The organism is Cryobacterium sp. MDB2-A-1 (assembly GCF_004402675.1).
Taxonomy (GTDB): Bacteria; Actinomycetota; Actinomycetes; order Actinomycetales; family Microbacteriaceae; genus Cryobacterium; species Cryobacterium glucosi.
Genome location: NZ_SOFK01000022.1, coordinates 247945 through 271981 on the forward strand (window position 1 = coordinate 247945; position 24037 = coordinate 271981).

The window sequence follows — 24037 nt, forward strand, 5'->3', positions numbered from 1 at the left end:
CGGGCGTCGCCATCGTTCATTCGATAGCGGCCCCGGCAGGCTCGTTTCACGTTAGTAACTGGAGGCCTTTTGTTCAGCGCCATAGCGCGGATCTTCCGCACGCCCGACCTTCGCAAGAAAATCGGATTCAGCCTCGGTATCGTGGCTCTGTTCCGACTGGGCTCGTTCATCCCCTCTCCCTTTGTGGACTTCGGAAACGTGCAAGCGTGTCTCGCGGCGAACCAGGGCACCAGTGGCCTGTACGAACTCGTCAACCTGTTCAGCGGTGGCGCGCTGCTTCAGCTGTCGGTCTTCGCGCTCGGCATCATGCCGTACATCACGGCCTCGATCATCGTGCAGCTCCTGCGCGTGGTCATCCCACACTTCGAGACCCTCTACAAAGAGGGCGCGTCCGGGCAGAGCACGCTCACCCAGTACACGCGCTATCTCACGATCGCCCTCGGCATCCTCCAGTCGACGACGCTCATCACGGTCGCCCGCAGCGGTGCGCTGTTCGGCACCTCCTCCAGCTCCGAGTGCTCGCAGCTCATCACCAACGACGCCTGGTACGCCATCATGCTCATGGTCATCACCATGACGGCAGGCACCGGCGTCATCATGTGGATGGGTGAGCTCATCACCGAGCGCGGCATCGGCAACGGCATGTCGCTCCTCATTTTCACGTCCATCGCGGCCCGCTTCCCGAACTCCCTCGGCTCGATCCTCAACCAGAAGGGCCTCGACACCTTCCTGATCGTGATCGCGGTCGGACTGCTGGTCGTCGCGGCCGTGGTGTTCGTCGAACAGTCGCAACGACGCATCCCGGTGCAGTACGCCAAGCGGATGGTCGGACGACGCACCTACGGCGGCAACAACACGTACATCCCGATCAAGGTCAACATGGCCGGCGTCGTCCCTGTGATCTTCGCGTCCTCGCTGCTGTACCTGCCGGCCCTGATCGCGCAGTTCAACCAGCCGGCTGCCGGACAGGCCCCGGCGGCGTGGGTCTCCTGGGTCACGAACAACCTGACCAAGGGCGACCACCCGCTCTACATGCTGATGTACTTCCTGCTCATCGTCGGGTTCACCTATTTCTACGTCGCGATCACCTTCAACCCGGAAGAGGTCGCCGACAACATGAAGAAGTACGGCGGATTCATCCCCGGCATCCGTGCCGGACGCCCCACGGCCGAGTACCTCGACTTCGTGCTGACCCGGGTGACCCTGCCCGGTGCGCTCTACCTCGGCCTGATCGCCCTGCTGCCGCTGATCGCATTCTCGGTGATCGGAGCCGACCAGAACTTCCCGTTCGGCGGCGCCAGCATCCTGATCATCGTTGGTGTCGGCCTCGAGACGGTCAAGCAGATCGACTCCCAGTTGCAGCAGCGTCACTACGAAGGGCTTCTCCGATGACCCGCTTGCTCGTGATCGGCCCGCCCGGCGCCGGCAAGGGCACCCAGGCGGTTCGCCTGGCCGCTGCCTTCGGTATCCCCGCCGTCTCGACCGGCGACATCTTCCGCTTCAACGTGACGAACCAGACCGAACTCGGCCTCAAAGCCAAGGCGTTCATGGACAAGGGCGCCTACGTGCCCGACTCGCTGACCAATGAGATCGTCGCCGACCGGCTCGCCCAGGCGGATGCCGCTGGCGGTTTCCTCCTGGACGGTTACCCGCGCACGCTCGAACAGGTGCACGAGCTCGACCGCCTGCTCGACGCCGAAGGCACCGCACTCGATGCCGTCGTCCAGATCTCAGCGGACACCGACGAGGTCGTCGCCCGTCTGCTCAAGCGCGCGGCCGAACAGGGCCGAGCGGACGACACGGCCGACGTCATCCGTCACCGTCTCGAGGTTTACTCGGAGCAGACCGCTCCGCTTATCGACGTGTACGGGGCCCGCGGGCTCGTTGTCACCGTTGACGGCCTCGGTGCCGTCGATGCGGTGACCGAGCGCATTCTGAGTGCCCTCGCGGAGCGCGAGCTTCACGCCGTCGACATCAACACGGACGCACCGAGCGCGTCCTGATCCGTTTGCGGGGAACCAGGCAATGAGCCTTCGTCGATCCATCTACAAGTCGCCGGCACAGTTGCGGCTGATGATCGCACCGGGCCTCGCGACCGCCGCGTCCCTCGACGCGGCCCGCGCTCTGATGCGGGCCGGTGTCACGACCCTCGAGCTCGATGCGGCCGCAGAGGCCGCAATTGTGGCTCGCGGCGGCCTGCCGAACTTCAAGCTCGAGCAGGGTTACTTCCACACGGTGTGCGCGAGCGTGAACGAGGACGTCGTCCACGGCATCCCGGGCGCCCGTGTCCTCGCCCCTGGCGACATCGTCTCGATCGACAGCGGCGCGATCCTCGACGGCTGGAACGGTGACGCCGCCTTCAGCTTCGTGATCCCGGACCCGAGCAGGCCTGAGGTCGTGGCCGAACGCCAGAAACTCTCCGACGTCACGGAGCAGTCCCTGTGGCACGGGATCGCCCGCCTCGCTGAGGCGCGGTACCTCAACGAGGTCGGCGACGCCATCGAGGACTACATCGAGTCGCAGGGCAGCTACGGCATCCTGACCGACTACGTCGGCCACGGCATCGGCCGGTCCATGCACGAAGCCCCTCCTGTCTTCAACTACCGGGTGCGCCAGAAGGGACCGGAGGTCAAGCCCGGACTCGTCGTCGCCATCGAGCCGATGGTCGTGCTCGGATCGATCGACACCTTCGTCCGCGACGACGACTGGACCGTCGCGACGAGTGACGGCCTCGCGGCCGCGCACTGGGAGCACAGCGTCGCCGTGCACAAGGACGGCATCTGGGTGCTCACCGCCGAGGACGGCGGCGCAGCCCAGCTCGCCCCCCTCGGCGTCATCCCCGTCCCCATCCCCTAACCACCCCTCCGCCGCCCCAACACGCGCGCGTACCTCCGCGAGAGCGCATTTTTGGCCCTTAAGACCCGGTCTTAAGGGCCAAAAGTGTACTCTCGCGGGCGGGAGACGGCGCGCCGGGGCGCGGCATCCGCTAGCCAAAGGCCCTGATTAGCGGGAAGATGGAAGTGGGCAGAGCCCGCCGAAGAAATGAGCAGGTCAATGAGGATTCTCGTAGTTTGCGGTGCCGGGGCGTCCAGCGCCTTCGTCGCCCATCGCATCCGCCACACAGGTGAGGCCAGGGGTCTCGAACTAACGGTTCACGCCGGCAGCGAATCCGACCTTCCCGGGTCATTGGACCCGATCGACGTCTTGCTCGTCGGCCCGTATCTGGCCCCGCGTTACGAGAAGATCCGCGCGGAGGCGATCAAGCGGGGCGTCGGCGTCGCGCTCCTGCCCGACACCGTGTTCGCCTCCCAGAACGGCGACGAGGCACTCAACCTCGCCATCTACGCGTTCAAATCGCGCGGCTGGGCCGAACTGCGCGCCTGATCCCGGTTTCCCCGTGAGGGCTACTGGTCCATCAGGTGCACGAGCTCGTCGATGAAGGATGCGAAGTCGACCGACCTGCGGACCAGCCGCTGCACGTCGTTGCGGTCGGAGAAGACCTCGACGAACTGGTCGAAGACATCCTGGAAGCTCTTGCGCCCCGCGGCGCTGAACGCCACGAGCGCGACGACGTTGACCCGAGCCTCGCCCCAGTCCATCGGGGTGTCGTTGATCACGATCGCGATCGACGTGCGGTTCGCGGTCATCGACATCGAGTGCGGCACGGCCAGGTTGTCGGTGAACGCCGTCGAACTCATCAGCTCGCGCTCGATCGCGCCGACGATGTACTCCGGCTCGATGATGCCCTGCGCGGCCATCCGGTCGCCGAGCGCGCGGATCATGGCGTTTTCGTCGTTCGCGTAGAAGTTGTGCGAGAACAGCGAGGCGTCGAAGAACTGCAGCAGGTCATCCTTGAGATGCGCGCGCCTGCGCAGCCGGCGCACCCGGCTCGCAGCCTTCCGGACCCGCTCGATGTCGGCTTCGGTCAGGAACGGCTGGATGACGATGATCCCGTCGCCGAGGCTGCCCGGATCGATCGTCGTGAGCACGAGGTCGGCCTCGAGCCCGCTCCAGTCCACGTCGCTCCTCGTGACGACGGAGACGACCTCGAGCTCATCGCCGAGGACACGTTCGATGCGTTCCCGCAGCAGGACGTGCATGTCGTAATAGTTCGGGCAGACGATCGCGCAGCTGACGAGGTCGACCCGGCGGGACTGCTGCTGCAGGTGCGCGCCGACGTGCATCGCGATGTACGCGATCTCGTCGTCGTTGATCACGATCCGCTCCTGGCGCTGCAACTGGCTCGCGATGTACACCGCGAGCTCGTAGATCATCGGGTAGCCCGTCTTGATGGACCGGGTGAGCGGATTGTGTGCGAATGACCGGTCCTGGGCGCGGTTGATCAGGTTCCGAACGTGCAGGGTGAGCCGCACGATGAACGTCTCCTCGGTGAGGTCGACGAGGAATTCCTCGCTCGCCTGCGTCACGATCTGCCTGACCGCGTCGAGGTCCTCCGGGCGCACGAAGTTCTCGATGAGCTTCTTCGCCGGCTGGTCGTGACCCGGCGTGATCACCCGGGTGGTGAGGAGGAGTCCGATGTAGTCGAGGTCCCCGAGCGCGAGCTCGACGTCGAAGTGCCGCTTGATGAGCACGGCGAGGGCCCTGGTCATCTCGTCAGGGGGAGTGGCCTCCGGCTCGGCGGGGAGCGGCGCGGCGCGCTTGGTGACGCGGTCGACGGCGATCGCCACGTGCAGGAGCACGTCGTTGGTGCCGTACTCGTTCACGAAATAGCCCTGGGCGTCGAGCATGGCGATCAGGTCGGTCTTGAACGCGCTGAGGCTCTTCGACGCGAACTCGCGCTGGATGGTCTCGAGGTTGAGCATCCCGCGGTCGGTCTCCTCGCGGAACATCCGGCTGAGCAGCCGGCGCCGGTCCGTCTCCGATCCGGCCAGGGTCACGACGCTGCCGCGCCTCCCGAGCGTGAGCCCGGTCTCGGGCAGCAGCGACCGCACCCGGGCGAGATCGGCCTCGATCGTCGAATCACTCACGAAGAGCTCCGCCGCGAGGCTGTACACGTCGAGGCCGCTGTCCGACTCGGTGAGCCGCCTGACGAGGGCATAGAGCCGGTTCTGCCTGGTGTCCGGCTCGACCGGCTTGCGGCTCGACCGGAACACGGCGTACGCCTCGAGATCCAGCCGGTACCCGGCCGTCCCCGATTCGATCACGTCGAGCGGATGCGCCGCCGCCTTCACGTTCGTCACGTAACTGCGCACGGTCCGAGGGGTCACCCCGAGGTGGTCGGCGAGTTCGCCGGCGGTCACCCAGACCGGCGTCTGCGACAGATACTCCAGCATCCGCGTTTGTTTGTCGCTCATCGCACAAAACTCCACATTGTCGTAGCTAGTCAATCATGCTGCACCCCTCCGGTATTCCCGCGCCGTGTTTCCGGGGGTGCGGAAACAGCTCTACTGGCCGGGGCCAGGCCATCGGACGAAACTGAAAGAGTCGAAACACCGAAAGGCTGAGTCAATGAGGATTCTTGTGATCTGTGGTGCGGGCGCGTCCAGCACCTTCGTCGCGCTGCGGATGCGCCGGACCATTTCCGAGCGTGGCCTGGTCGCCACGGTCGCCGCGGCCAGCGAAACAGAACTCCCCGATGCCCTCGACGGCATCGACGCCCTGCTCGTCGGCCCGCACCTGGCCGCACGATTCCCCGAGATCCGGGCGCAGGCGGCCGAACACGGCGTGGGCTGCGCTCTCCTGGCCGACACGATCTTCGCGGCCCGCGACGGAGCCGAAGCACTCGACGCGGCGCTCGCAGCCGTGGCATGACCCAGTACAGCACTCCACTCTCCACCGGAAGGAACCCCACCGATGATTGAACGCACAGTTCGAATCGGCTCGGCGAACGGCCTGCACGCCCGCCCCGCGAAACTCTTCACCAAGGCGGCAGCCGACTCCGGCGTCAAGGTCACCATCGAAAAGGCCGGCGGCAAGGCGGTCAACGCCGCCAGCATCCTCGCCGTGATCTCCCTCGGCCTCGGCAACGGCGACGAGGTCACCATCGCGACCGTCGACGACGGGGCCAGTGCCACCCTCGACACCCTCGTATCCCTGCTCGCCGCCGACCACGACCTGCCTGCCGCGGACGCGGCGACCTCCGAAACGCGGGTCGCGGTATGAGCCTCGCGACGGCATCCGCCACGTCCGGCACAGACCTGACCGGAACCGGCATCGGCCAGGGCGTGGCCATCGGCCGGGTGCTGCGGATGCCCGAACCGCTCCCGGAACCGACCGACACCCCCAGCGCACTCACCCCGGAGGACGAAGGCGCCCGAGCCGCGGCCGCGCAGCGTTTTGTCGCCGTCGACCTCGAAGGCCGCGCCGAACGCGCAGGCGGAGCGGCCCAGGAAGTCCTCGAAGCCCAGGCCATGATGGCAGAGGACCCCACCCTCGTCGACGACCTCACCGAACGGCTCGCGACCGGCAAGACCGCGGAACGCGCCGTGTTCGAGGCCTTCTCCACTTTCCGCGACCAGCTCACCGAACTCGGCGGGTACCTCGCCGAGCGTGCGGCAGACCTCGACGACGTGTCCCAGCGGGTCATCGCCCAGCTCGGCGGCCGGGCAGCCCCCGGCGTGCCGGAGCAGGAAGAACCGTTCATCCTCGTCGCCCATGACCTCGCCCCCGCCGACACCGCGCTGCTCGACCTCACCCGCGTGCTCGGTCTCGTCACGAGTGACGGCGGCCCGACCTCCCACACCGCGATCCTCGCCCGCGACAAGGCGATTGTCGCGATCGTCGGCGCCACAGGGGCAACCGACCTCGCCGACGGCACCCTCGTGATCGTGGACGCCGCAGCCGGCACCGTGACCGTCTCCCCGACGGAGGCCGAAGTCGAAACGGCCGAAGCCCGCATCCGTGCCCGCGCCCTGCGCGCCCAGGCCCCGACCGGCCCCGGCCGACTCCGGGACGGTACCCCGATCCCGCTCCTCGCGAACCTCGGTTCCGCCGACGGCGCCGCCAGGGCCGTCGAACTGGGCGCGGAAGGTGTCGGCCTGTTCCGCACCGAGTTCCTCTTCCTCGGCTCCCGGAACGCACCGACGATCCTCGAGCAGGCGGAACAGTACGCACGCCTGCTGCATGCCTTCCCCGGCAAGAAGGTCGTGGTGCGTGCGCTCGACGCCGGAAGCGACAAGCCGCTCGCGTTCCTCAACGACGCAGCGGAGGAGAACCCCGCACTCGGCCTCCGCGGCCTCCGGGCCCTGCGCGCCTCCGAAGACATCCTCCGCGAACAGCTGACCGCGCTCGCCGAAGCGGATGCCGCGACCGACGCCGACGTCTGGGTGATGGCGCCCATGGTCGCAACGGTCGAGGAGACCACCTACTTCGTGGAACTCGCCCACAAGCTCGGGCTCAAGACGGCCGGCGTCATGGTCGAGATCCCCTCGGCAGCACTCCTGGCCGACCGCATCCTGCAGCACGCGGACTTCGCGTCGATCGGCACCAACGACCTCACCCAGTACACCCTCGCCGCCGACCGTCTCCTCGGTTCCGTGGCGGGCTACCAGAACCCGTGGCACCCCGCGGTCCTGCGCCTGATCGGAGAGGTCGGCCAAGCAGGCCGCTCCAGCGGCAAACCGGTCGGGGTGTGCGGAGAGGCGGCGGCGGACCCGCTGCTCGCCGTCGTGCTCGTCGGACTGGGGGCCACGAGCCTGTCCATGTCCTCTGCGGCACTCTCCGACGTCCGGGCGGAACTAGCCCGGTTCAGCGCGGAGGAGGCCGGGCAACTCGCCGCGGTCGCCCTCGCGGCAGACGGCGCGGCATCCGCTCGCGCCGCGGCGACGAAGCTCGCCGCCACCTTCTCTCACACGGACTAGTCCGTGCGAGTCGTTTCACCGCTCACCCGCAATCACAACCCGAACACACAACGAAAGGCAGAGAAATGACGACGACGTCAACTGACACGAAGAGCGGAGGCGGAGCGCGCGTCCACGTGCAGCGCTTCGGCACCTTCCTCAGCGGCATGATCATGCCCAATATCGCGGCGTTTATCGCGTGGGGCCTCATCACCGCGTTCTTCATCCCGACCGGCTGGACCCCGAACGAGACCGTCGCCAAGATGGTCGACCCGATGATCTTGTACCTGCTCCCGCTCCTGATCGCCAACACCGGTGGCCGGATGGTCTACGGCGTCCGCGGTGGCGTCATCGCCTCGATCGCCACGATGGGCGTCATCGTCGGCAGCGCGATCCCGATGTTCATCGGTGCGATGATCGTCGGCCCGCTCTCCGCCTGGCTCCTCAAGAAGCTCGACAGCCTGTGGGCGGGCAAGATCCGCCCCGGTTTCGAGATGCTCGTGGACAACTTCTCCTCGGGTATCCTCGGCGCCATCCTCGCCCTGGGCGCGTTCTTCGGAATCGCTCCGGTCGTGACCGGCTTCAGCACCATGCTGGAGGGCGGAGTCAACTGGCTCGTCTCCAACAACCTGCTGCCGCTCGCGAGCATCCTCGTCGAGCCCGGCAAGGTGCTGTTCCTGAACAACGCCATCAACCACGGCGTGTTCACCCCGATCGGCGTGCAGCAGGTTGCTGAATCCGGCAAGTCGCTGCTCTTCCTGATCGAGGCGAACCCCGGCCCCGGCCTCGGCCTGCTCCTCGCGTTCTCCTTCTTCGGGGTCGGACTGGCCAAGGCCAGTGCACCCGGCGCGATCATCATCCAGTTCCTCGGTGGAATCCACGAGATCTACTTCCCCTACGTCCTGATGAAGCCGATCCTCATCCTCGCCACCATCGGCGGCGGCATGACCGGCGTCGCGATCAACGTCGCGTTCCACACCGGTCTCCGCGCCCCGGCCTCGCCCGGCAGCATCTTCGCCGTGCTTCTCCAGACCGCACCGGACAGCTACGTCGGCGTCGTCCTCTCGGTCATCGGCTCCGCGGCCGTGTCGTTCCTGATCGCGTCCGTCATCCTCCGTGCGAGCCGCAAGCGCGACATCGCCGCCGGACTCGACAACGACCTCACCGAGGCCGTCGCGAAGACCGAAGCCCTCAAGGGCAAGTCCTCGAGCGTCCTCGGCAACCTCGCCGCTGCGGGCACCACGGATGCCGCCACCGCGGCCGCCGCAGGCCACCAGCTGAAGAACATCGTCTTCGCGTGCGACGCAGGCATGGGGTCAAGCGCCATGGGCGCCTCCGTCCTGCGGAACAAGATCAAGAAGGCCGGTATCGAAGGAATCACGGTGACCAACCAGGCCATCGCGAACCTCGACGGCACCGCCGACCTGGTCATCACCCACCAGGACCTCACCGCGAGGGCCCAGCAGAAGTCACCGGCATCCGTGCACGTTTCGGTGTCGAACTTCATGAACAGCCCGAAGTACGACGAGGTCGTCGAATTGCTCCAGAGCAAGGCGGACTCAGAGGCCACACTGTGACCGATCAGATCCTCGAGCCCGGCAACGTGGTGGCCGCGGGAACGGCCACCACGAAGAACGACGCCATCAAGGAGGCCGGCGCACTGCTGGTCGCCGCGGGTGCAGTGACCCAGGCGTACGTCGATTCGATGTTCGACAGGGAGGCGAGTGTGTCGACCTACATGGGCAACTTCCTCGCCATCCCGCACGGCACGAACGAGGCGAAGGAGTCGATCCTTCATTCGGCGCTCTCCCTCGTCCGCTATGACACGCCCATCGACTGGGACGGCAACCCGGTCCGGTTCGCAGTCGGGATCGCGGGGCTCAACAACGAGCACCTCGCGATCCTCTCGAAGATCGCCATCGTCTTCTCGGACGAGGACGAAGTACAGAAACTGATCGATGCAGGAAATGCAGGAGAGATTTACGCTCTCCTCGAGGAGGTCAACGCAGAATGAAAGCAATTCACTTCGGTGCAGGCAATATCGGTCGCGGATTCGTCGGCCTCCTGCTTCACGACGCCGGATACGAGGTGGTCTTCGCCGATGTGAATGCTTCCCTGATCGACGCCCTCAAGGCCGCGACGACCTACTCGGTGCATGAGGCGGGGGAGGAGTCGACCACTCGCGTGGTCGACAACTTCCGCGCCATCAACAGCGCGACCGACGAGGCCGCCCTGATCCAGGAGATCGCGACGGCCGACATCGTCACGACCGCCGTCGGCCCGACCGTGCTGCGCTTCGTGGCCCCGGTCATCGCCGCCGGACTCGCGGCCCGCGACGCGTCGCTGCCCCCGCTCGCCGTGATGGCGTGCGAGAACGCGATCAACGCGACCGACGTGCTCGCGGAACAGGTCTGGCTCCACGTGGCAGAGGGAGATCGCGCGGCCATCAACGCCCGCGTCGCCTTCGCCAATACAGCCGTCGACCGGATCGTTCCCGGGCAGGCGGACGGCAGTGGCATCGACGTCACCGTCGAGGCCTTCTACGAGTGGGTCATCGAGCGCGGCGCCTTCAACGGCGCCGTGCCCGTGATCCCCGGTGCGACCTTCGTCGACAACCTCGCGCCCTACATCGAGCGCAAGCTGTTCACGGTCAACACCGGCCACGCAACGGTCGCCTACCTCGGCTCCGTTGCCGGCGTCACGAAGATCTCGGACGCCCTCCTGGTACCCGAGGTGCTTGACGGCGCCCGGCGCGTCCTGGAGGAGACCAGCGCCCTCCTGGTGGCCAAGCACGGGCTCGACGAAGCCGCCCAGCGCGCCTATCGCGAGAAGATCCTGGTTCGGTTCAAGAACCCGGCCCTTCCCGACACCGTGCAGCGCGTCGGACGCCAGCCGCTCCGCAAGCTCAGCAGGCACGAACGCTTCATCGGCCCCGCCGCGGAGATCGCCGAACGCGGCACCCGCCCGACGGCACTGCTCGAGGCGGTCGGCGCAGCCCTCCGCTTCGACGTGGCGGACGACGAGCAGAGCGTCGAACTCCAGGCCAAGCTCCGCAGCCTCACGGCCGCGGGCTTCGTGACGGATGTCTGCGGGCTCGACGCGACGCATCCGCTCTTCTCGGACGTCGTCACCGTCGTCGAAGGCGTGCAGCGCACGCTCTAGGCCCGTCAGGCTCAAAAAAGCACAATCGGCACTGAAGCGACACAACAGCACGATTCCGCACTGAAACGGGCGGCGGCAGCAGCAATTGCCAAGGGATTATAGGGAAGAATTGCCAAAAGGCAACTTCATACCATAGAGTAAATCCTTGGTGTCTGATGCCGTCGCCTGCGGCGTGTCTAGAGCACCATATCCCCGCACGACCAGCAATCAATACCTAGTGATAGTGAGTTATGGCCAAAAAAGACGGTGTCATCGAAATCGAGGGCGCAGTAGTCGAAGCTCTTCCCAATGCGATGTTTCGCGTTGAGTTGACGAACGGCCACAAAGTTCTTGCCCACATTTCGGGCAAGATGCGTCAGCACTACATCCGCATCCTTCCTGAGGACCGCGTGATCGTGGAGCTGAGCCCTTACGATCTGACTCGCGGCCGGATCGTCTACCGCTACAAGTAAGAAGTTGCTGTAAGTAACGGCCCGCGGCATTCCGCGGGTACGAAGACAGCGAATACAAGGACACACCATGAAGGTCAAGCCCAGCGTCAAAAAGATCTGTGACAAGTGCAAGGTCATCCGCCGCAACGGCAACGTGATGGTCATCTGCGAGAACCCGCGTCACAAGCAGCGTCAGGGTTAGCCGGTGGGAGTCTGTCACCCGACAGGCTCACCCTGGTGAACGATTCAACTGAATACAGAAAATAGCAGTGCCAGGAACCCCGCGAGGGGGGACACCATCGGTTGGAGGCCGATGAACGGGCACTGCTACAGACCTCCACTCATATACAGGAGAAGCCATAATGGCACGTCTAGCCGGCGTTGATATTCCCCGCGATAAGCGCGTGGAAGTTGCACTGACTTACATCTTTGGTGTTGGCCGCACGAGGGCACTCAAGACCCTCGCCGACACTGAAATCGATGGAAACATCCGAGTCAAGGACCTGACCGACGAGCAGCTCGTCGCCCTCCGTGACTACATCGAAGGAACCTTCAAGGTTGAGGGTGACCTCCGCCGTGAGGTTGCCGCCGACATCCGCCGCAAGGTCGAGATCGGCAGCTACGAGGGAATCCGCCACCGCAAGGGCCTGCCCGTCCGCGGCCAGCGCACCAAGACCAACGCTCGCACCCGCAAGGGCCCGAAGCGCACCGTAGCCGGCAAGAAGAAGGCGCGCTAGGCCTCGGCCTGGCCCGTCTCGCCTTTAGGATTCAGGAGAAATTCATGGCAGCACCCAAGTCGGCCGTTCGGAAGCCGCGCAAGAAAGAAAAGAAGAACGTCGCCGTGGGCCAGGCCCACATCAAGAGCACGTTCAACAACACCATCGTCTCGATCACCGACACCACCGGTGCGGTCATCAGCTGGGCGTCCTCAGGTGGAGTTGGCTTCAAGGGTTCGCGTAAGTCGACCCCGTTCGCCGCACAGCTGGCAGCCGAGTCGGCCGCCCGCCAGGCGCAGGAGCACGGTATGAAGAAGGTTGACGTGTTCGTCAAGGGACCCGGCTCAGGCCGCGAAACCGCGATCCGCTCCCTTCAGGCCGCCGGCCTCGAGGTTGGCTCGATCAACGACGTGACGCCCCAGGCTCACAACGGTTGCCGTCCGCCGAAGCGTCGCCGCGTCTAAAGCACCCGCACTGGCCGGGTTCGTCCTCGTGACGACCCCGGTCGCCGCGGATCGCCGGGCCTGGACTGCTCCTCACGGAGCGGTCCAGGCCCCGCGCGATTCTTTTTTCTTTCACACTCAACACCTCGCCTCGCAAGTGTCATATAGCGGACACTTTGCCGAAAGGAATCAATAGTGCTTATCGCACAGCGCCCCACGCTCACCGAGGAGAACATCTCGGAGTTCCGGTCCCGGTTCATCATTGAGCCGCTCGAGCCTGGCTTCGGTTACACCCTCGGCAACTCCATGCGCCGCACCCTGCTCTCCTCGATCCCCGGAGCCGCTGTCACCAGCATCCGTATCGACGGCGTGCTGCACGAGTTCAGCACGGTTCCCGGTGTCAAGGAAGACGTCACCGAGATCATCCTGAACATCAAGGGACTCGTCATCTCGAGCGAGCACGACGAGCCGATCACCGCGTACCTGCGCAAGCAGGGTGCCGGCCAGGTCACCGCCGCCGACATTTCGGCTCCGGCCGGCGTCGAGGTGCACAACCCCGAACTGGTCATCGCCACCCTGAACGACAAGGCGAAGTTCGAACTCGAACTGACCATCGAGCGTGGCCGCGGCTACGTGTCGGCCACCCAGAACCGCAACGAGTACTCCGAGGCCGGCCAGATTCCGGTCGACTCGATCTACTCGCCCGTGCTCAAGGTGACCTACCGCGTCGAGGCGACCCGTGCCGGTGAACGTACCGACTTCGACCGCCTCGTCGTCGACGTGGAGACCAAGTCGGCGATCTCGCCTCGCGACGCCATCGCATCCGCCGGTCGCACCCTGACCGAGCTGTTCGGTCTGGCCCGCGAACTGAACACCGCGGCAGAGGGCATCGAAATCGGCCCCGCGCCGGTCGACGCCGTGTTGTCGACCGAACTGTCGATCCCGATCGAAGACCTCGATCTGTCGGTTCGTTCGTACAACTGCCTCAAGCGTGAAGGCATCAACAACGTCAGCGAACTGGTCGCCCTCTCGGAGACCCAGCTGATGAACATCCGCAACTTCGGACAGAAGTCGGTGGATGAGGTCAAGGACAAGCTCGTCGAGCTTGGCCTGTCACTGAAGGACTCGGTGCCCGGATTCGACGGCGCCCACTTCTACAGCGGCTACGACGAAGAAACCATCTAAAAGCAGTCTCCCGACTGACTTTTGACTTTTGATACTGGAGATTACTAATGCCCACGCCCACTAAGGGAGCCCGCCTCGGTGGCGGCCCGGCACACGAGCGCCTCATGCTCGCCAACCTTGCCGCCTCGCTGTTCACCCACAAGTCGATCAAGACGACCGAAACGCGGGCCAAGCGCCTTCGTCCGGTCGCCGAGCGACTGATCACGTTCGCGAAGAAGGGCGACCTGCACGCCCGTCGTCGCGTTCTGGCCACCATCGGCGACAAGACCGTCGTGCACGAGCTCTTCACCGAGATCGCACCCCAGGTCGCCTTGCGCGAGGGCGGCTACACCCGCATCACGAAGCTCGGCTTCCGTAAGGGCGACAACGCTTCGATGGTCCAGATGGAACTCGTCCTCGAGCCCGTCACCCCGAAGGTCAAGTCCGCGAAGACGTCCGCCGCTGCAGCTGCTGCCGTCGCGCCGGTCGTCGTCGAGGCCCCCGCCCAGACCGAGGCCGTCGTCGACGCCCCGGCCGAGGACGAGGTCGTTGCCGAGGCTCCCGTCGAGGAAGCCAAGTAACCCACGCTTCACTCGCTTCACCTGGAAGGGCCCGACTTCGGTCGGGCCCTTCTTTTTTGATCTCCTAGGACACGGGGCGGAGGACGACGGGGTCCTGGCCGAGCCGGTAGGGGTCCCGGCCGTGCAACGGATGCTGGGGGGCGAGCCAGTCCAGCGCGGACGCGATGCAGTCGGCGTAGATCCGCCCTCCCGTGGGACCCGGGTGGATGTTGTCCCCGGCCAGGACGTCGGTGTGCGGCGCGATCGCGTCGTGCCAGCCGGCGATGCCCACGAGTCGGTGGTGGGCGGCGAAGCCGACGAGCGCCTCGTTCACGCCGGCCGTCCAGTCCCGGTCGGCGAAGGCGGTCACGAGCACGAGCTTCCGGTCGGGGCCGATCGCAGCCTCGATCGCGAGCAGCTCATCCGTGGTGATCGGCCCGTTCGTGCCGAGCCCGACGACGACGACCGGACGCAGCGTCCCGGCGGCGGCCTGGGCGGCAAGGATGTCCGGAGCCGCGCGCATGCCCCGGGACACGGCGGCGTCGATCAGGATGCCCGGGAACCGGTCTTCGAGCTCGGGTGCCGAGGCGAGCATCACGGAATCGCCGACGGCCGAGATCAGGTCGCCCGGTGCGACCGGCGCGGGCGCCGCGGTCGGGTCGCTCTTCCGCTCGGCGTCCTCGCGCTTCCGGTCGGCCTGGGCGGCTTCGAGCATGTGCCGGCCGCTCGTGATCCGTGCCTGCGCACTCGTCTCGGCGGGTGCGACGACGACAGCGGCCGTCGTGCCGCCGACGAGGATCAGGCCGACCATCGCTGCGACGCCGACAACCGCGAGCCGGGACCACGACTCGGTCGCGAAACCCGACAGGGAGCGGATGCCGCCGCGCAGCCCCCTGCGCCGCACCGGCTGCTCGAGCCACCGGTACGAGGCTGCGGCCACAAGCACGGCGACGGCGGCGACGAGCAGGTGCACCTCGACGCCGGCGGCCGGCCAGGCGACGCCGGCGAGCACGAAGAGGGGCCAGTGCCAGAGGTAGATGCCGTAGGACCGTTCGCCGATCCACCGGAGCACCGGGGTGTCGAGCCAGCGGCCGAAGCGGGCGCCGCGCACGGCGGCCCAGATCACGACGCAGGACAGCAGGCTGATAGCGGCGAGTCCGCCCCGGTACGCCAACGGGCCCGCGGCGGGCAACCACGCCGAAGCCGCACCGATGCCGAGCAATGCGGCGAGGCCGAGCCAGGGGCGCAGCCGGGCGGGGGAGGCGAGCCGGGAGGCGAACCGGGTGAAGCCCGCTGGGCCGGTGCGGGCGGCACCGGCGTTGGCGTTGCGGGTCGGTGCGCCCAGGCCGTTCGGGCGCCGCAGCAGCAGCGCGAGGGCCGCGCCGGCGAAGAGGCCGAAGCTGTGCGTGTCCGAGCCGTAGTAGACCCGGGTCGGATCGGCGCCCGGCTGGAACAGGAACCCCATCCAGAGAACGGAGAGGACGCCGAGGGTGCACACGACCGCCAGGCGAATCCGGGCGCTCCGGATGAGCAGCACCGCGAGCAGCGCAAACGGCCAGACCAGATAGAACTGCTCCTCGACGGCCAGGGACCAGAGGTTCCGGAACACCTCAGGACTCGTCGCCGAGAAGTAGCTCGCGGAGCCTGCGATCGACACCCAGTTGTAGCCGAACGTGACCGCGCCGAGAACTTGCCAGCCGAGGCCGACGAGCACGTCGCCCCCGAGCATCCACGCCACGGTGCAGCAGAGCAGCACGAGGGGAACGAGCGGCGGCACGAGCCGGCGCACCCGGCGGCTCCAGAACCGGCGCAACGAGATCCGGCGGGACCGGGCATATTCGTCCACGAGGAGACCGGTGATCAGGAACCCGCTGATCACGAAGAACACGTCGACGCCGACGAAGCCGCCGGGCAGCACCTGTGGGAAGAAATGGAAGACGAGCACAACGCTCACGGCGATGCCGCGCAGGCCGTCGAGGCCGGAGAAACGGCGCGAATCCCGAGTCTCAGAGTCCGGGCGCAGGGATGCGGGAGTGCGGTAACTGAGTTTCATAGCGGTGAGCGGAGCCGATCCGGGTTCTACGATACCCGGCCCGGCACTTACACTTACCTCCGTGAATCTTCCTGCCGCCCCTGTTGTCTCCCCGCTCCCGGAGAACACCCGGATCAGGCTGGACATCGCCTACGACGGCACCGATTTTTCGGGATGGGCGATTCAACCAGAGCTCCGCACCGTGCAGGGCCAGATCGAGGCAGGACTCGCCACGATCCTGCAGAGCTACCCGCCGTATCCGTCCCTCATCGTCGCCGGGCGAACGGATGCGGGGGTGCACGCCCTCGGTCAGGTCGCGCACTTCGACCTCACCCCCGACCAGGTCGGGGGCCTGCTCCGACGGGGAAGGGGCCGGACCCCTGCGACGCTCGCGGTGATGGTGCAGCGGAGGCTCGGGGGGATCCTGGTGACCCAGCCGGAGATCGTGATCAAGGCATCCGCCGTCGCACCCCCCGGATTCGACGCTCGGTTCTCGGCGAACTGGCGCCGCTACGAGTACCGGATCGCCGACTCGGTGCTCGGGCACAACCCGCAGGACCGGCTGCGCACGACCTGGCACGGGTTCGCGCTCGACCTGGAACCGATGCAGGTGGCCGCGGCGTCCCTGCTCGGGCTGCATGACTTCGCGACCTATTGCAAACCCCGGCCGGGCGCCACGACGATTCGCACCCTGCAGGAGTTCAGCTGGCGGCGGGACCCGGACGGCGTGCTCGTCGCGACGGTGCAGGCGGACGCCTTCTGCCACAGCATGGTGCGGGCACTCGTCGGGGCCTGCGTCGCGGTCGGAGAGGGACGGCTCGCAGGGGAGCGGCTCGCGACGCTGCGGATCAACCGGGCCCGCACGAGCGAGTTCAAGGTCATGCCGCCGCAGGGCCTCACCCTGCTCGCGGTCGACTATCCCGCCGACGACCAGCTCGCGGCCCGCGCCCTCGAGACCCGTGCCCGGCGCGCCCTCGACGAGGACGAAGAGTAGCGCAGCGCGCCGCCGAATCGCGCAGGCGAATTGCGCCAACGCTCCCGGCGGACTAGCATTGACCCTTGGTGTCTGTGCGTTGCAGCCAGGCACACGAACGTGAGCCCTCCATCGATCGTGTTCCCCGTCGGGGAACACACCCGGAGCGGGATTCACGAACACCTCCGTTCGAACAAGAAAGCAGCACAACAGTGACGCGCACTTATACTCCCAAAGCAAGCGAAGTCCAGCACGACTGGGTCGTCATCGACGCCACAGACATCGTGCTCGGTCGTCTTGCCAGCCACGCCGCCGTTCTCCTCCGGGGGAAGCACAAGGCAACGTTCTCTCCCCACATGGACATGGGAGACTTCGTCATCATCGTCAACGCCGAGAAGATCGCCCTCACCGGCAAGAAGCTCGAACTGAAGATCGCATACCGCCACTCCGGTTACCCGGGCGGCATTTCCGCCCAGAACTACTCGGAGATGCTCGAGAAGCACCCGACGCGTGCGGTTGAGAAGGCGATTCGCGGCATGCTGCCGAAGAACTCGCTCGGTCGCGCCCAGCTCGCGAAGCTCAAGGTCTACGCAGGCCCGGAGCACCCGCACGCTGCGCAGCAGCCCAAGCCGTACACCCTCTCCCAGGTCGCTCAGTAGCGCCGGCCACCAGACTTCTCGACTCTAAGAAAAAAGGATTCACACCATCGTGGCGAAGATCGCAGATCAGATTGACCAGGCTCCGGAGAGCTATTCCACCGAGACCCCGGCCGAAATCGTAACCAAGGCGCCCCGCGCCGTCCTCAACGTTCCCGGCGCAGCCGTGGGCCGTCGCAAGCAGGCCATCGCCCGCGTGCGCATCGTTCCCGGCTCGGGCACCATCACGGTGAACGGTCGCGAATTCGGGGACTACTTCCCGAACAAGCTTCACCAGCAGCTCATCAACGACCCGTTCAAGGTCCTCGACCTGATCGGCAGCTACGACGTCATCGCACGCATCACCGGCGGTGGCCCCTCCGGCCAGGCCGGCGCCCTGCGTCTCGGCATCGCGCGTTCGCTCAACCAGATCGACGAAGAGAACAACCGCGCCATCCTCAAGAAGGCCGGCTTCCTCAACCGTGACGCTCGCGTCAAGGAGCGCAAGAAGGCCGGACTCAAGAAGGCCCGCAAGGCGCCTCAGTTCTCGAAGCGCTAGATCGATAGTCGGCGCCGACATGCCTCGACTTTTCGGCACCGACGGTGTTCGGGGCCTGGCCAACCGTGATCTCACGGCTGGCCTGGCCCTGGGCCTCGCCCAGGCGAGTGCCGCAGTTCTCACCCAGGGTCGCCGCGCTGAATCGCGTCGAGCCGAGGGTCGCCGTCCGGTGGCCGTCCTCGCGCGTGACCCGCGCATTTCCGGCGAATTCCTCGCCTCGGCAGTAGCCGCGGGCCTCGCCAGTTCCGGTGTCGACGTCCTTGACGCCGGCGTCATCCCCACGCCGGCCGCGGCATTCCTGATCGCGGACATCGGTGCGGACTTCGGCGTGATGATTTCCGCCTCGCACAACCCCGCCCCCGACAACGGCATCAAGATCTTTGCCTTCGGTGGCACCAAACTTCCCGACGACGTCGAGGATCGTATCGAGGCCCACCTCGACCACGACAAGCTCACGCCGATCGCCGGCGATGTCGGCCGGATCTCACGCTTCGCGGACGCAGAAGACCGCTATGTCGTGCACCTCCTCGGCACCCTCCCGCACCGCCTCGACGGTATCCACGTCGTCCTGGACTGCGCCAATGGCGCGGCCGCGGGCGTGTCCCCACAGGTCTTCACGGATGCCGGCGCGCAGCTGACCGTCATCGGCGCCAACCCGAACGGGCTCAATATCAACGACGGGGTCGGCTCGACCCACCTCGACAACCTCGCGAAGGCCGTCCTCGAGCACGGTGCCGACGTGGGCATCGCCCACGACGGCGACGCCGACCGCTGCCTCGCCGTCGACCGGCACGGCAACATCGTGGACGGCGACCAGATCATGGCGATCCTCGCCGTCTCGATGGCCGAGCGCGGCGTCCTCAAGGACCGCACGCTCGTTGCCACTGTGATGAGCAACCTCGGCCTCCGGAGGGCCATGGCGGCCAACGACATCCGCATGATCGAGACCAAGGTCGGCGACCGCTACGTGCTCGAAGAGCTCAACGCGAACGGCCTGTCCCTCGGCGGGGAACAGTCCGGACATGTCATCATGACGGACTTCGCGACCACCGGTGACGGTATCCTCACCGGACTCCACCTCGTCGCCGAGATGGCCCGCACCGGCAAGCCGCTCCACGAGCTCGCCGCCGTGATGACCGTGTTCCCGCAGATCCTCGTGAACGTGCGCGGCGTCGATCACCACGCGCTGAAATCCGACGAGGTCATCGCCGCCGCCGTGCGCGAGGCCGAAGCCGAACTCGGAGACACCGGCCGGGTGCTGCTGCGTCCGTCCGGCACCGAGCCGATGGTGCGCGTCATGGTCGAGGCGGCCGACCAGGCCACCGCCGACCGGCTTGCGCACTCCCTCGCCGACGTCGTGCGCCTGCGCCTCGCCCTCGACTCCCTCTAGGACCCGGGCCCGGTCGGAGCGAACGAGCGGTAGAGAATGCCGCGTTCGACGAGCGTCCAGGCCGTGCTCACCGTGAGGTAGAGCGTCGCGGCCAGCGGGACCACGCTCGCGAACACAAGCGTCAGGAACGGGAGCCAGCTGAGGGTTGCGGCGAGCCGTGCTGCAGCGGGCCGGGCTGTCGGCACGACCGGAGAGACGTATCGCGCAGCCAGTCGTCGAGAGAGCCCCGCGGTCAGGGCGATGACGGCGAGGAGCGCTCCGAACAGCATGAGTCCGGGCCAGAAGACCGGGGTGGTGCCCAGAAGCGCAAGGAACGACGTGCCGAGCGGGACGCCGCCGAGCTCCTGAGCGAGGAGCGGATTCGGTTGTCCGTTGATGCTGGCGAGGACGAAGAGCGCGTACACGGTCGACACGATCGGCGCCTGCAGGAGCGTCGGCAGGCATCCGGCCAGGGGCGACGCCTTCTCGGCCGCGTAGAGCTCGGCTGTCCTGCGGTTCAGTAGCTCGGGGTCGGCCCGGTACCGGCGTTGCAGCTCCCGGAGTTTCGGGGCGAGGCGCCTGCGGACGAACTCGGCGCGCACCTGGGCGCGGCCGACCGGTACGAGAACTGCCCGCAACAGGAGCGTGACCAGGACGATGACGAGTGCGGTGCTGCTCGCACCGGAGATGGGTGCGAGCGCGGAGGAGAAGGTGGTGACGGCCGCCGAGGCGGCTTGGAGCAGGGCTGCGACGGGCGCAACGGAATAGAGGTCCACGGAGGATATCCCAACGGTCGGAGGAAGAGGGGCGCGTCTGCGTTCGCGCTGCCTCGCCCTGCGTTGGAGTTGCCGGCTGAGGTCTAGGCGACCGCGAGCGGCCGGGCCGGTGCGCGCGGGCGTGGACGCCCGGCGGTGTTGGGATGACTCGGTGCGGCGAGTTCGCTGAGCACCTCGCGGTGTCGGTGGGAGCGGCGGCCGACTGTGATCTCGAGGGCGTCGGCGGCCGTGAGTCGGCACTGGACCCCGATCACGAGCGCCAGGCCGAGTACGGCGACGCCGGCGAAGAACATCATCCCCGGTTCGGTCGGCACGAGGATGAGCGCGAGCAGCGGACCGGCCAGGTACAGCACCAGCGCGGTGTAGGCGGCTCTCACGATCGCGCCTCCAGGCGGGTCGGCCAGAACGATTGGTGAGTCGACTCTACGCCGCGGAGTGAAGCAATTCGACGGAGATTTTCGGTTCTGAACCGGTCTACCCGGTCTCCCACGTATCGGAAAGCCAAAAACCCCGTCGAATCGGTCAGGGCTGCGGGCGGATGCCGCACCGCTCAGAGCTTGCGGAGCAGCACCTTCGACACGGCGTGGTTCTCGTCCTTGCGGAGCACAAGGGTCGCCCGGGAGCGCGTCGGCAGGATGTTCTGCACCAGGTTGGGCTCGTTGATCTCGTCCCAGATACGGCGGGCCTCCCGGCGGGCCTCGTCCTCGGTCATCGTCGCGTACCGGTGGAAGTACGACTTCGGGTTGCTGAACGCGCCGCGCTGCAGGCGCAGGAACCGGTCGACGTACCAGCGGGCGATGTCCTGGGTGCGGGCATCCACGTAGACGGTGAAATCGAAGAGGTCGCTGACCGTGAGCCCGTGCCCCGTTGTCGGCGGCGCGAGCACGTTGAGGCCTTCGACGATGAGGACGTCCGGCTGGCGCACCACGATCTGCGCGTCGGGAACGATGTCGTAGTTCAGGTGCGAATAGAACGGAGCCCGCACCTCGGCGGCGCCGCCCTTGACGGCGGACACGAATCGGAGCAGGGATCGCCGGTCGTACGACTCTGGAAATCCCTTGCGAGCCATCAGTCCCCGCCGGGCCAGTTCGGCGTTCGGGAAGAGGAACCCGTCGGTCGTCACGAGTTCGACCCGGGGAGTGTCCTCCCAGCGGGCCAGCAGTTCGCGCAGGAGCCGGGCGATCGTCGACTTGCCGACGGCGACGGACCCGGCGACACCGATCACGAACGGGGTGCGCCGGGCACGTTCGCCGAGGAAGTCGCTCGTCGCCCGGTGCAACTGGCTTGCTCCAGCGGCATAGAGGTTGAGCAGGCGGCTGACGGGCAGGTAGACATCGGTCACCTCGCCGAGGTCGAGCGGCTCGCCGAGGCCGCGCAACTGCACGATCTCGGTCTCACGGAGGGGGAGCTGGGTGGTGGGTGCAAGGGCCGCCCAGTCCGCTCGATCCAGCTCGACGAACGGTGTGGTGTGGCCGTTGTTCCAGAGGCTCGCGGCTGGATCGGACATTCCACACAGCTTAGTCGGACTAAAATCGGGGCTATGTGCGGAATCGTGGGTTATGTCGGGGAAGATAAAAGCGTCGAGGTCCTGATGAGGGGGTTGCGGAGACTGGAATACCGGGGGTACGACTCGGCGGGGATCGCGGTCATCGACGATGACGGCGTGCTGAACACCAGGAAACGGGCCGGTAAGCTCGCCATTCTGGCCGGGGACCTCGAAGGCAACCCGATGAACAACGGCCGTACCGGCATCGGCCACACCCGCTGGGCCACCCATGGCGGACCGACCGACGCGAATGCGCATCCGCACCTCGGTGACAACGGCAAGCTCGCCCTTATCCATAACGGCATTATCGAAAACTTCTCCGTTCTCAAGGAGGAGCTCCTCTCCGAGGGCTTCACCTTCGAGAGCGAGACCGACACCGAGGTCGCCGCAGTGCTGCTCGGCCGCGAATACCAGCGCCTCGGCGACCTGAGCGCCGCGTTCCTGAGCGTCGTCGGCCGCCTGGACGGCGCATTCACCCTCCTCGCGGTGCACCAGGACCAGCCCGGTGTCGTCGTCGGCGCCCGTCGCAACTCTCCGCTCGTGATCGGTCTCGGCGACGGGGAGAACTTCCTCGGCTCCGACGTCGCAGCGTTCGTCGAGTTCACCCGCCGGGCCGTCGCCGTCGGCCAGGATCAGATCGTCACGATCACCCCTGAGGTCGTCACCATCACGGACTTCGACGGCAACGCCGTCGAGTTCGAGGAATTCGACATCGCCTGGGACGCCTCCGCCGCCGAAAAGGGCGGTTGGTCCAGCTTCATGGCCAAGGAGGTCTCCGAGCAGCCGGACGCCATCGCCAACACGCTCCTCGGCCGCATCCACGAGGGCCAGGCCGTCGTGCCCGAGCTCGAGGCCTTCGGCGACGACGTGCTCGCCGGCATCCGCCGGATCGTCATCGTCGCCTGCGGTACCGCGGCGAACGCCGGCTACGTCGCCAAGTACGCGATCGAGAAGTGGACCCGCGTGCCCGTCGACGTCGAGCTCAGCCACGAGTTCCGCTACCGCGACCCGGTGCTGAACCCGGAGACCCTGATCATCTCCATCAGCCAGTCCGGCGAGACCATGGACACCCTGATGGCGGTCAAGTTCGCCAGGGAGTCCGGCGCCAAGGCCATCTCGATCTGCAACACCCAGGGTGCGACCATCCCCCGCGAGTCCGACGCCGTGATCTACACGCACGCCGGCCCAGAGGTCGCCGTGGCCTCGACGAAGGGCTTCACCGCCCAGATCGCCGCCCTCTACCTCTTCGCCCTGCACCTCGCCCGCGTGCGCGGCAGCATGACCGAAGCGGATGCCGCGGCCCAGATCGTCGAGCTGCAGGCCATTCCCGCAAAGATCGCGACCACCCTGCTCCAGGAGAGCGCCGTGCACGAACTCGCCGCCTGGATGTCGGACACCCGTGCCGTGCTGTTCCTCGGCCGCCACGTCGGTTTCCCGATCGCCCTCGAGGGTGCGCTCAAGCTCAAGGAACTCGCGTATATCCACGCAGAGGGTTTCGCTGCCGGCGAGCTCAAGCACGGTCCGATCGCGCTGATCGAGCCCGGCCAGCCCGTCTTCGTCGTCGTGCCGAGCCCGCGCGGTTCCGCGCACCTGCACCCCAAGGTCGTCTCGAACATCCAGGAGATCCGCGCCCGCGGCGCTCGCATCATCGCGATCGCCGAAGAGGGCGACGTGGCCGTTCTGCCGTTCGCGGACACCGTACTGCGGATCCCGCTCGCCTCGCCGCTGTTCGAGCCGTTCCTCGCGGTCGTGCCGATGCAGATCTTCGCGATGGAGCTGGCAACGGTCAAGGGCCTCGACGTCGACCAGCCCCGCAACCTCGCGAAGTCGGTCACGGTCGAATAAGCGCGGACGGAGTGGGGACGGGCAGGC

General features: G+C 66.9%; 26 protein-coding genes. 21 read left to right on the forward strand and 5 right to left on the reverse strand.

Translation table 11 applies throughout. The features are described 5' to 3' along the window. The first annotated feature begins 69 nt into the window (after positions 1-69). The 4 genes from secY (at position 70) to E3O39_RS06100 (ending at position 3384) form a co-directional block, all read left to right on the forward strand. Positions 70-1392 (forward strand): preprotein translocase subunit SecY, encoded by a 1323-nt coding sequence (secY, locus tag E3O39_RS06085; RefSeq protein ID WP_134449900.1) that lies wholly within the window; start codon positions 70-72, stop codon positions 1390-1392. After that, positions 1389-2003, forward strand: a complete 615-nt coding sequence (locus tag E3O39_RS06090; RefSeq protein WP_174774563.1) for an adenylate kinase — start codon at positions 1389-1391, stop codon at positions 2001-2003. Before secY ends, E3O39_RS06090 begins: the two co-directional genes overlap by 4 nt. 22 nt (positions 2004-2025) lie before the next feature. Continuing rightward, a complete protein-coding gene (map, locus tag E3O39_RS06095; RefSeq protein ID WP_134449901.1) occupies positions 2026-2856 on the forward strand; it encodes a type I methionyl aminopeptidase in 831 nt (276 codons plus the stop codon). A gap of 198 nt (positions 2857-3054) precedes the next feature. Further along, the gene (locus E3O39_RS06100) at positions 3055-3384 is read left to right on the forward strand and encodes a PTS sugar transporter subunit IIB (protein ID WP_166787418.1); all 330 of its coding nucleotides are present in this window, start codon (positions 3055-3057) and stop codon (positions 3382-3384) included. 20 nt (positions 3385-3404) lie between these two features. On the opposite strand, the gene E3O39_RS06105 is transcribed toward E3O39_RS06100, so the two are convergent. Next, positions 3405-5315 carry a BglG family transcription antiterminator gene (locus E3O39_RS06105; RefSeq protein WP_134449903.1) on the reverse strand — a complete coding sequence of 637 codons (1911 nt, stop codon included), beginning with the start codon at positions 5313-5315 and terminating at the stop codon, positions 3405-3407. Between the two features lie 154 nt (positions 5316-5469). Between E3O39_RS06105 and E3O39_RS06110 the strand changes: the two genes are divergently transcribed. The 12 genes from E3O39_RS06110 (at position 5470) to rplQ (ending at position 14296) form a co-directional block, all read left to right on the forward strand. After that, positions 5470-5772 carry a PTS sugar transporter subunit IIB gene (locus E3O39_RS06110; protein ID WP_134449904.1) on the forward strand — a complete coding sequence of 101 codons (303 nt, stop codon included), beginning with the start codon at positions 5470-5472 and terminating at the stop codon, positions 5770-5772. A 42-nt stretch (positions 5773-5814) separates the two neighbouring features. Then, entirely contained in the window at positions 5815-6123 is a 309-nt protein-coding gene (locus E3O39_RS06115) for an HPr family phosphocarrier protein (protein ID WP_134449905.1), read from the forward strand. Beyond that, positions 6120-7820: a phosphoenolpyruvate--protein phosphotransferase gene (gene ptsP, locus E3O39_RS06120; protein WP_134449906.1), complete on the forward strand. Its 1701-nt coding sequence runs from the start codon at positions 6120-6122 to the stop codon at positions 7818-7820. The genes E3O39_RS06115 and ptsP overlap by 4 nt, the downstream gene beginning before the upstream one ends. A gap of 65 nt (positions 7821-7885) precedes the next feature. Continuing rightward, positions 7886-9376, forward strand: coding sequence for a PTS mannitol transporter subunit IICB (locus E3O39_RS06125; protein WP_134449907.1), 1491 nt, complete (start codon positions 7886-7888; stop codon positions 9374-9376). Next, positions 9373-9813, forward strand: coding sequence for a PTS sugar transporter subunit IIA (locus E3O39_RS06130; RefSeq protein WP_134449908.1), 441 nt, complete (start codon positions 9373-9375; stop codon positions 9811-9813). Before E3O39_RS06125 ends, E3O39_RS06130 begins: the two co-directional genes overlap by 4 nt. Continuing rightward, positions 9810-10961 (forward strand): mannitol-1-phosphate 5-dehydrogenase, encoded by a 1152-nt coding sequence (locus E3O39_RS06135; protein WP_134449909.1) that lies wholly within the window; start codon positions 9810-9812, stop codon positions 10959-10961. The genes E3O39_RS06130 and E3O39_RS06135 overlap by 4 nt, the downstream gene beginning before the upstream one ends. A 230-nt stretch (positions 10962-11191) precedes the next feature. Then, positions 11192-11413: a translation initiation factor IF-1 gene (infA, locus tag E3O39_RS06140; protein WP_022883252.1), complete on the forward strand. Its 222-nt coding sequence runs from the start codon at positions 11192-11194 to the stop codon at positions 11411-11413. A 67-nt stretch (positions 11414-11480) separates the two neighbouring features. Beyond that, positions 11481-11594: a 50S ribosomal protein L36 gene (rpmJ, locus tag E3O39_RS06145; protein ID WP_035834639.1), complete on the forward strand. Its 114-nt coding sequence runs from the start codon at positions 11481-11483 to the stop codon at positions 11592-11594. Between the two features lie 160 nt (positions 11595-11754). After that, on the forward strand, positions 11755-12129 hold the full coding sequence (rpsM, locus tag E3O39_RS06150; protein ID WP_134449910.1) for a 30S ribosomal protein S13: 375 nt from the start codon (positions 11755-11757) through the stop codon (positions 12127-12129). Positions 12130-12173: 44 nt separating this feature from the next. After that, positions 12174-12572, forward strand: a complete 399-nt coding sequence (rpsK, locus tag E3O39_RS06155) for a 30S ribosomal protein S11 (RefSeq protein WP_022883249.1) — start codon at positions 12174-12176, stop codon at positions 12570-12572. Between the two features lie 174 nt (positions 12573-12746). Next, complete coding sequence (locus E3O39_RS06160) at positions 12747-13736, forward strand: DNA-directed RNA polymerase subunit alpha (RefSeq protein WP_134449911.1); 990 nt, start codon at positions 12747-12749, stop codon at positions 13734-13736. A gap of 47 nt (positions 13737-13783) precedes the next feature. After that, positions 13784-14296, forward strand: a complete 513-nt coding sequence (rplQ, locus tag E3O39_RS06165) for a 50S ribosomal protein L17 (protein ID WP_134449912.1) — start codon at positions 13784-13786, stop codon at positions 14294-14296. Between the two features lie 64 nt (positions 14297-14360). Here the strand turns inward: rplQ and E3O39_RS06170 are convergent, their stop codons facing one another. Beyond that, positions 14361-16328, reverse strand: coding sequence for an acyltransferase family protein (locus tag E3O39_RS06170; protein ID WP_134449913.1), 1968 nt, complete (start codon positions 16326-16328; stop codon positions 14361-14363). A 61-nt stretch (positions 16329-16389) separates the two neighbouring features. Here E3O39_RS06170 and truA point away from each other — a divergent pair, with 61 nt between their 5' ends. The 4 genes from truA to glmM all read left to right on the forward strand — a co-directional run bounded on the left by truA (position 16390) and on the right by glmM (position 19864). Next, positions 16390-17301, forward strand: coding sequence for a tRNA pseudouridine(38-40) synthase TruA (truA, locus tag E3O39_RS06175; RefSeq protein ID WP_134449914.1), 912 nt, complete (start codon positions 16390-16392; stop codon positions 17299-17301). A gap of 191 nt (positions 17302-17492) precedes the next feature. After that, positions 17493-17939, forward strand: coding sequence for a 50S ribosomal protein L13 (gene rplM / locus E3O39_RS06180; protein WP_134449915.1), 447 nt, complete (start codon positions 17493-17495; stop codon positions 17937-17939). Positions 17940-17988: 49 nt separating this feature from the next. Further along, complete coding sequence (gene rpsI, locus E3O39_RS06185) at positions 17989-18474, forward strand: 30S ribosomal protein S9 (protein ID WP_134449916.1); 486 nt, start codon at positions 17989-17991, stop codon at positions 18472-18474. A 19-nt stretch (positions 18475-18493) separates the two neighbouring features. Continuing rightward, entirely contained in the window at positions 18494-19864 is a 1371-nt protein-coding gene (gene glmM, locus E3O39_RS06190) for a phosphoglucosamine mutase (RefSeq protein WP_134449917.1), read from the forward strand. On the opposite strand, the gene E3O39_RS06195 is transcribed toward glmM, so the two are convergent. The 3 genes from E3O39_RS06195 to coaA all read right to left on the reverse strand — a co-directional run bounded on the left by E3O39_RS06195 (position 19861) and on the right by coaA (position 22126). After that, positions 19861-20619, reverse strand: coding sequence for a membrane protein insertase YidC (locus E3O39_RS06195; RefSeq protein WP_134449918.1), 759 nt, complete (start codon positions 20617-20619; stop codon positions 19861-19863). The two genes, glmM and E3O39_RS06195, sit on opposite strands and share 4 nt — an antisense overlap. An 83-nt stretch (positions 20620-20702) precedes the next feature. Next, complete coding sequence (locus E3O39_RS06200; protein ID WP_134449919.1) at positions 20703-20996, reverse strand: DUF6412 domain-containing protein; 294 nt, start codon at positions 20994-20996, stop codon at positions 20703-20705. 173 nt (positions 20997-21169) lie between these two features. Continuing rightward, positions 21170-22126: a type I pantothenate kinase gene (gene coaA, locus E3O39_RS06205; RefSeq protein WP_134449920.1), complete on the reverse strand. Its 957-nt coding sequence runs from the start codon at positions 22124-22126 to the stop codon at positions 21170-21172. A gap of 33 nt (positions 22127-22159) precedes the next feature. On the opposite strand from coaA, the gene glmS reads away from it, so the two are divergent. Then, entirely contained in the window at positions 22160-24010 is a 1851-nt protein-coding gene (glmS, locus tag E3O39_RS06210) for a glutamine--fructose-6-phosphate transaminase (isomerizing) (protein WP_134449921.1), read from the forward strand. Positions 24011-24037: the final 27 nt, after the last annotated feature.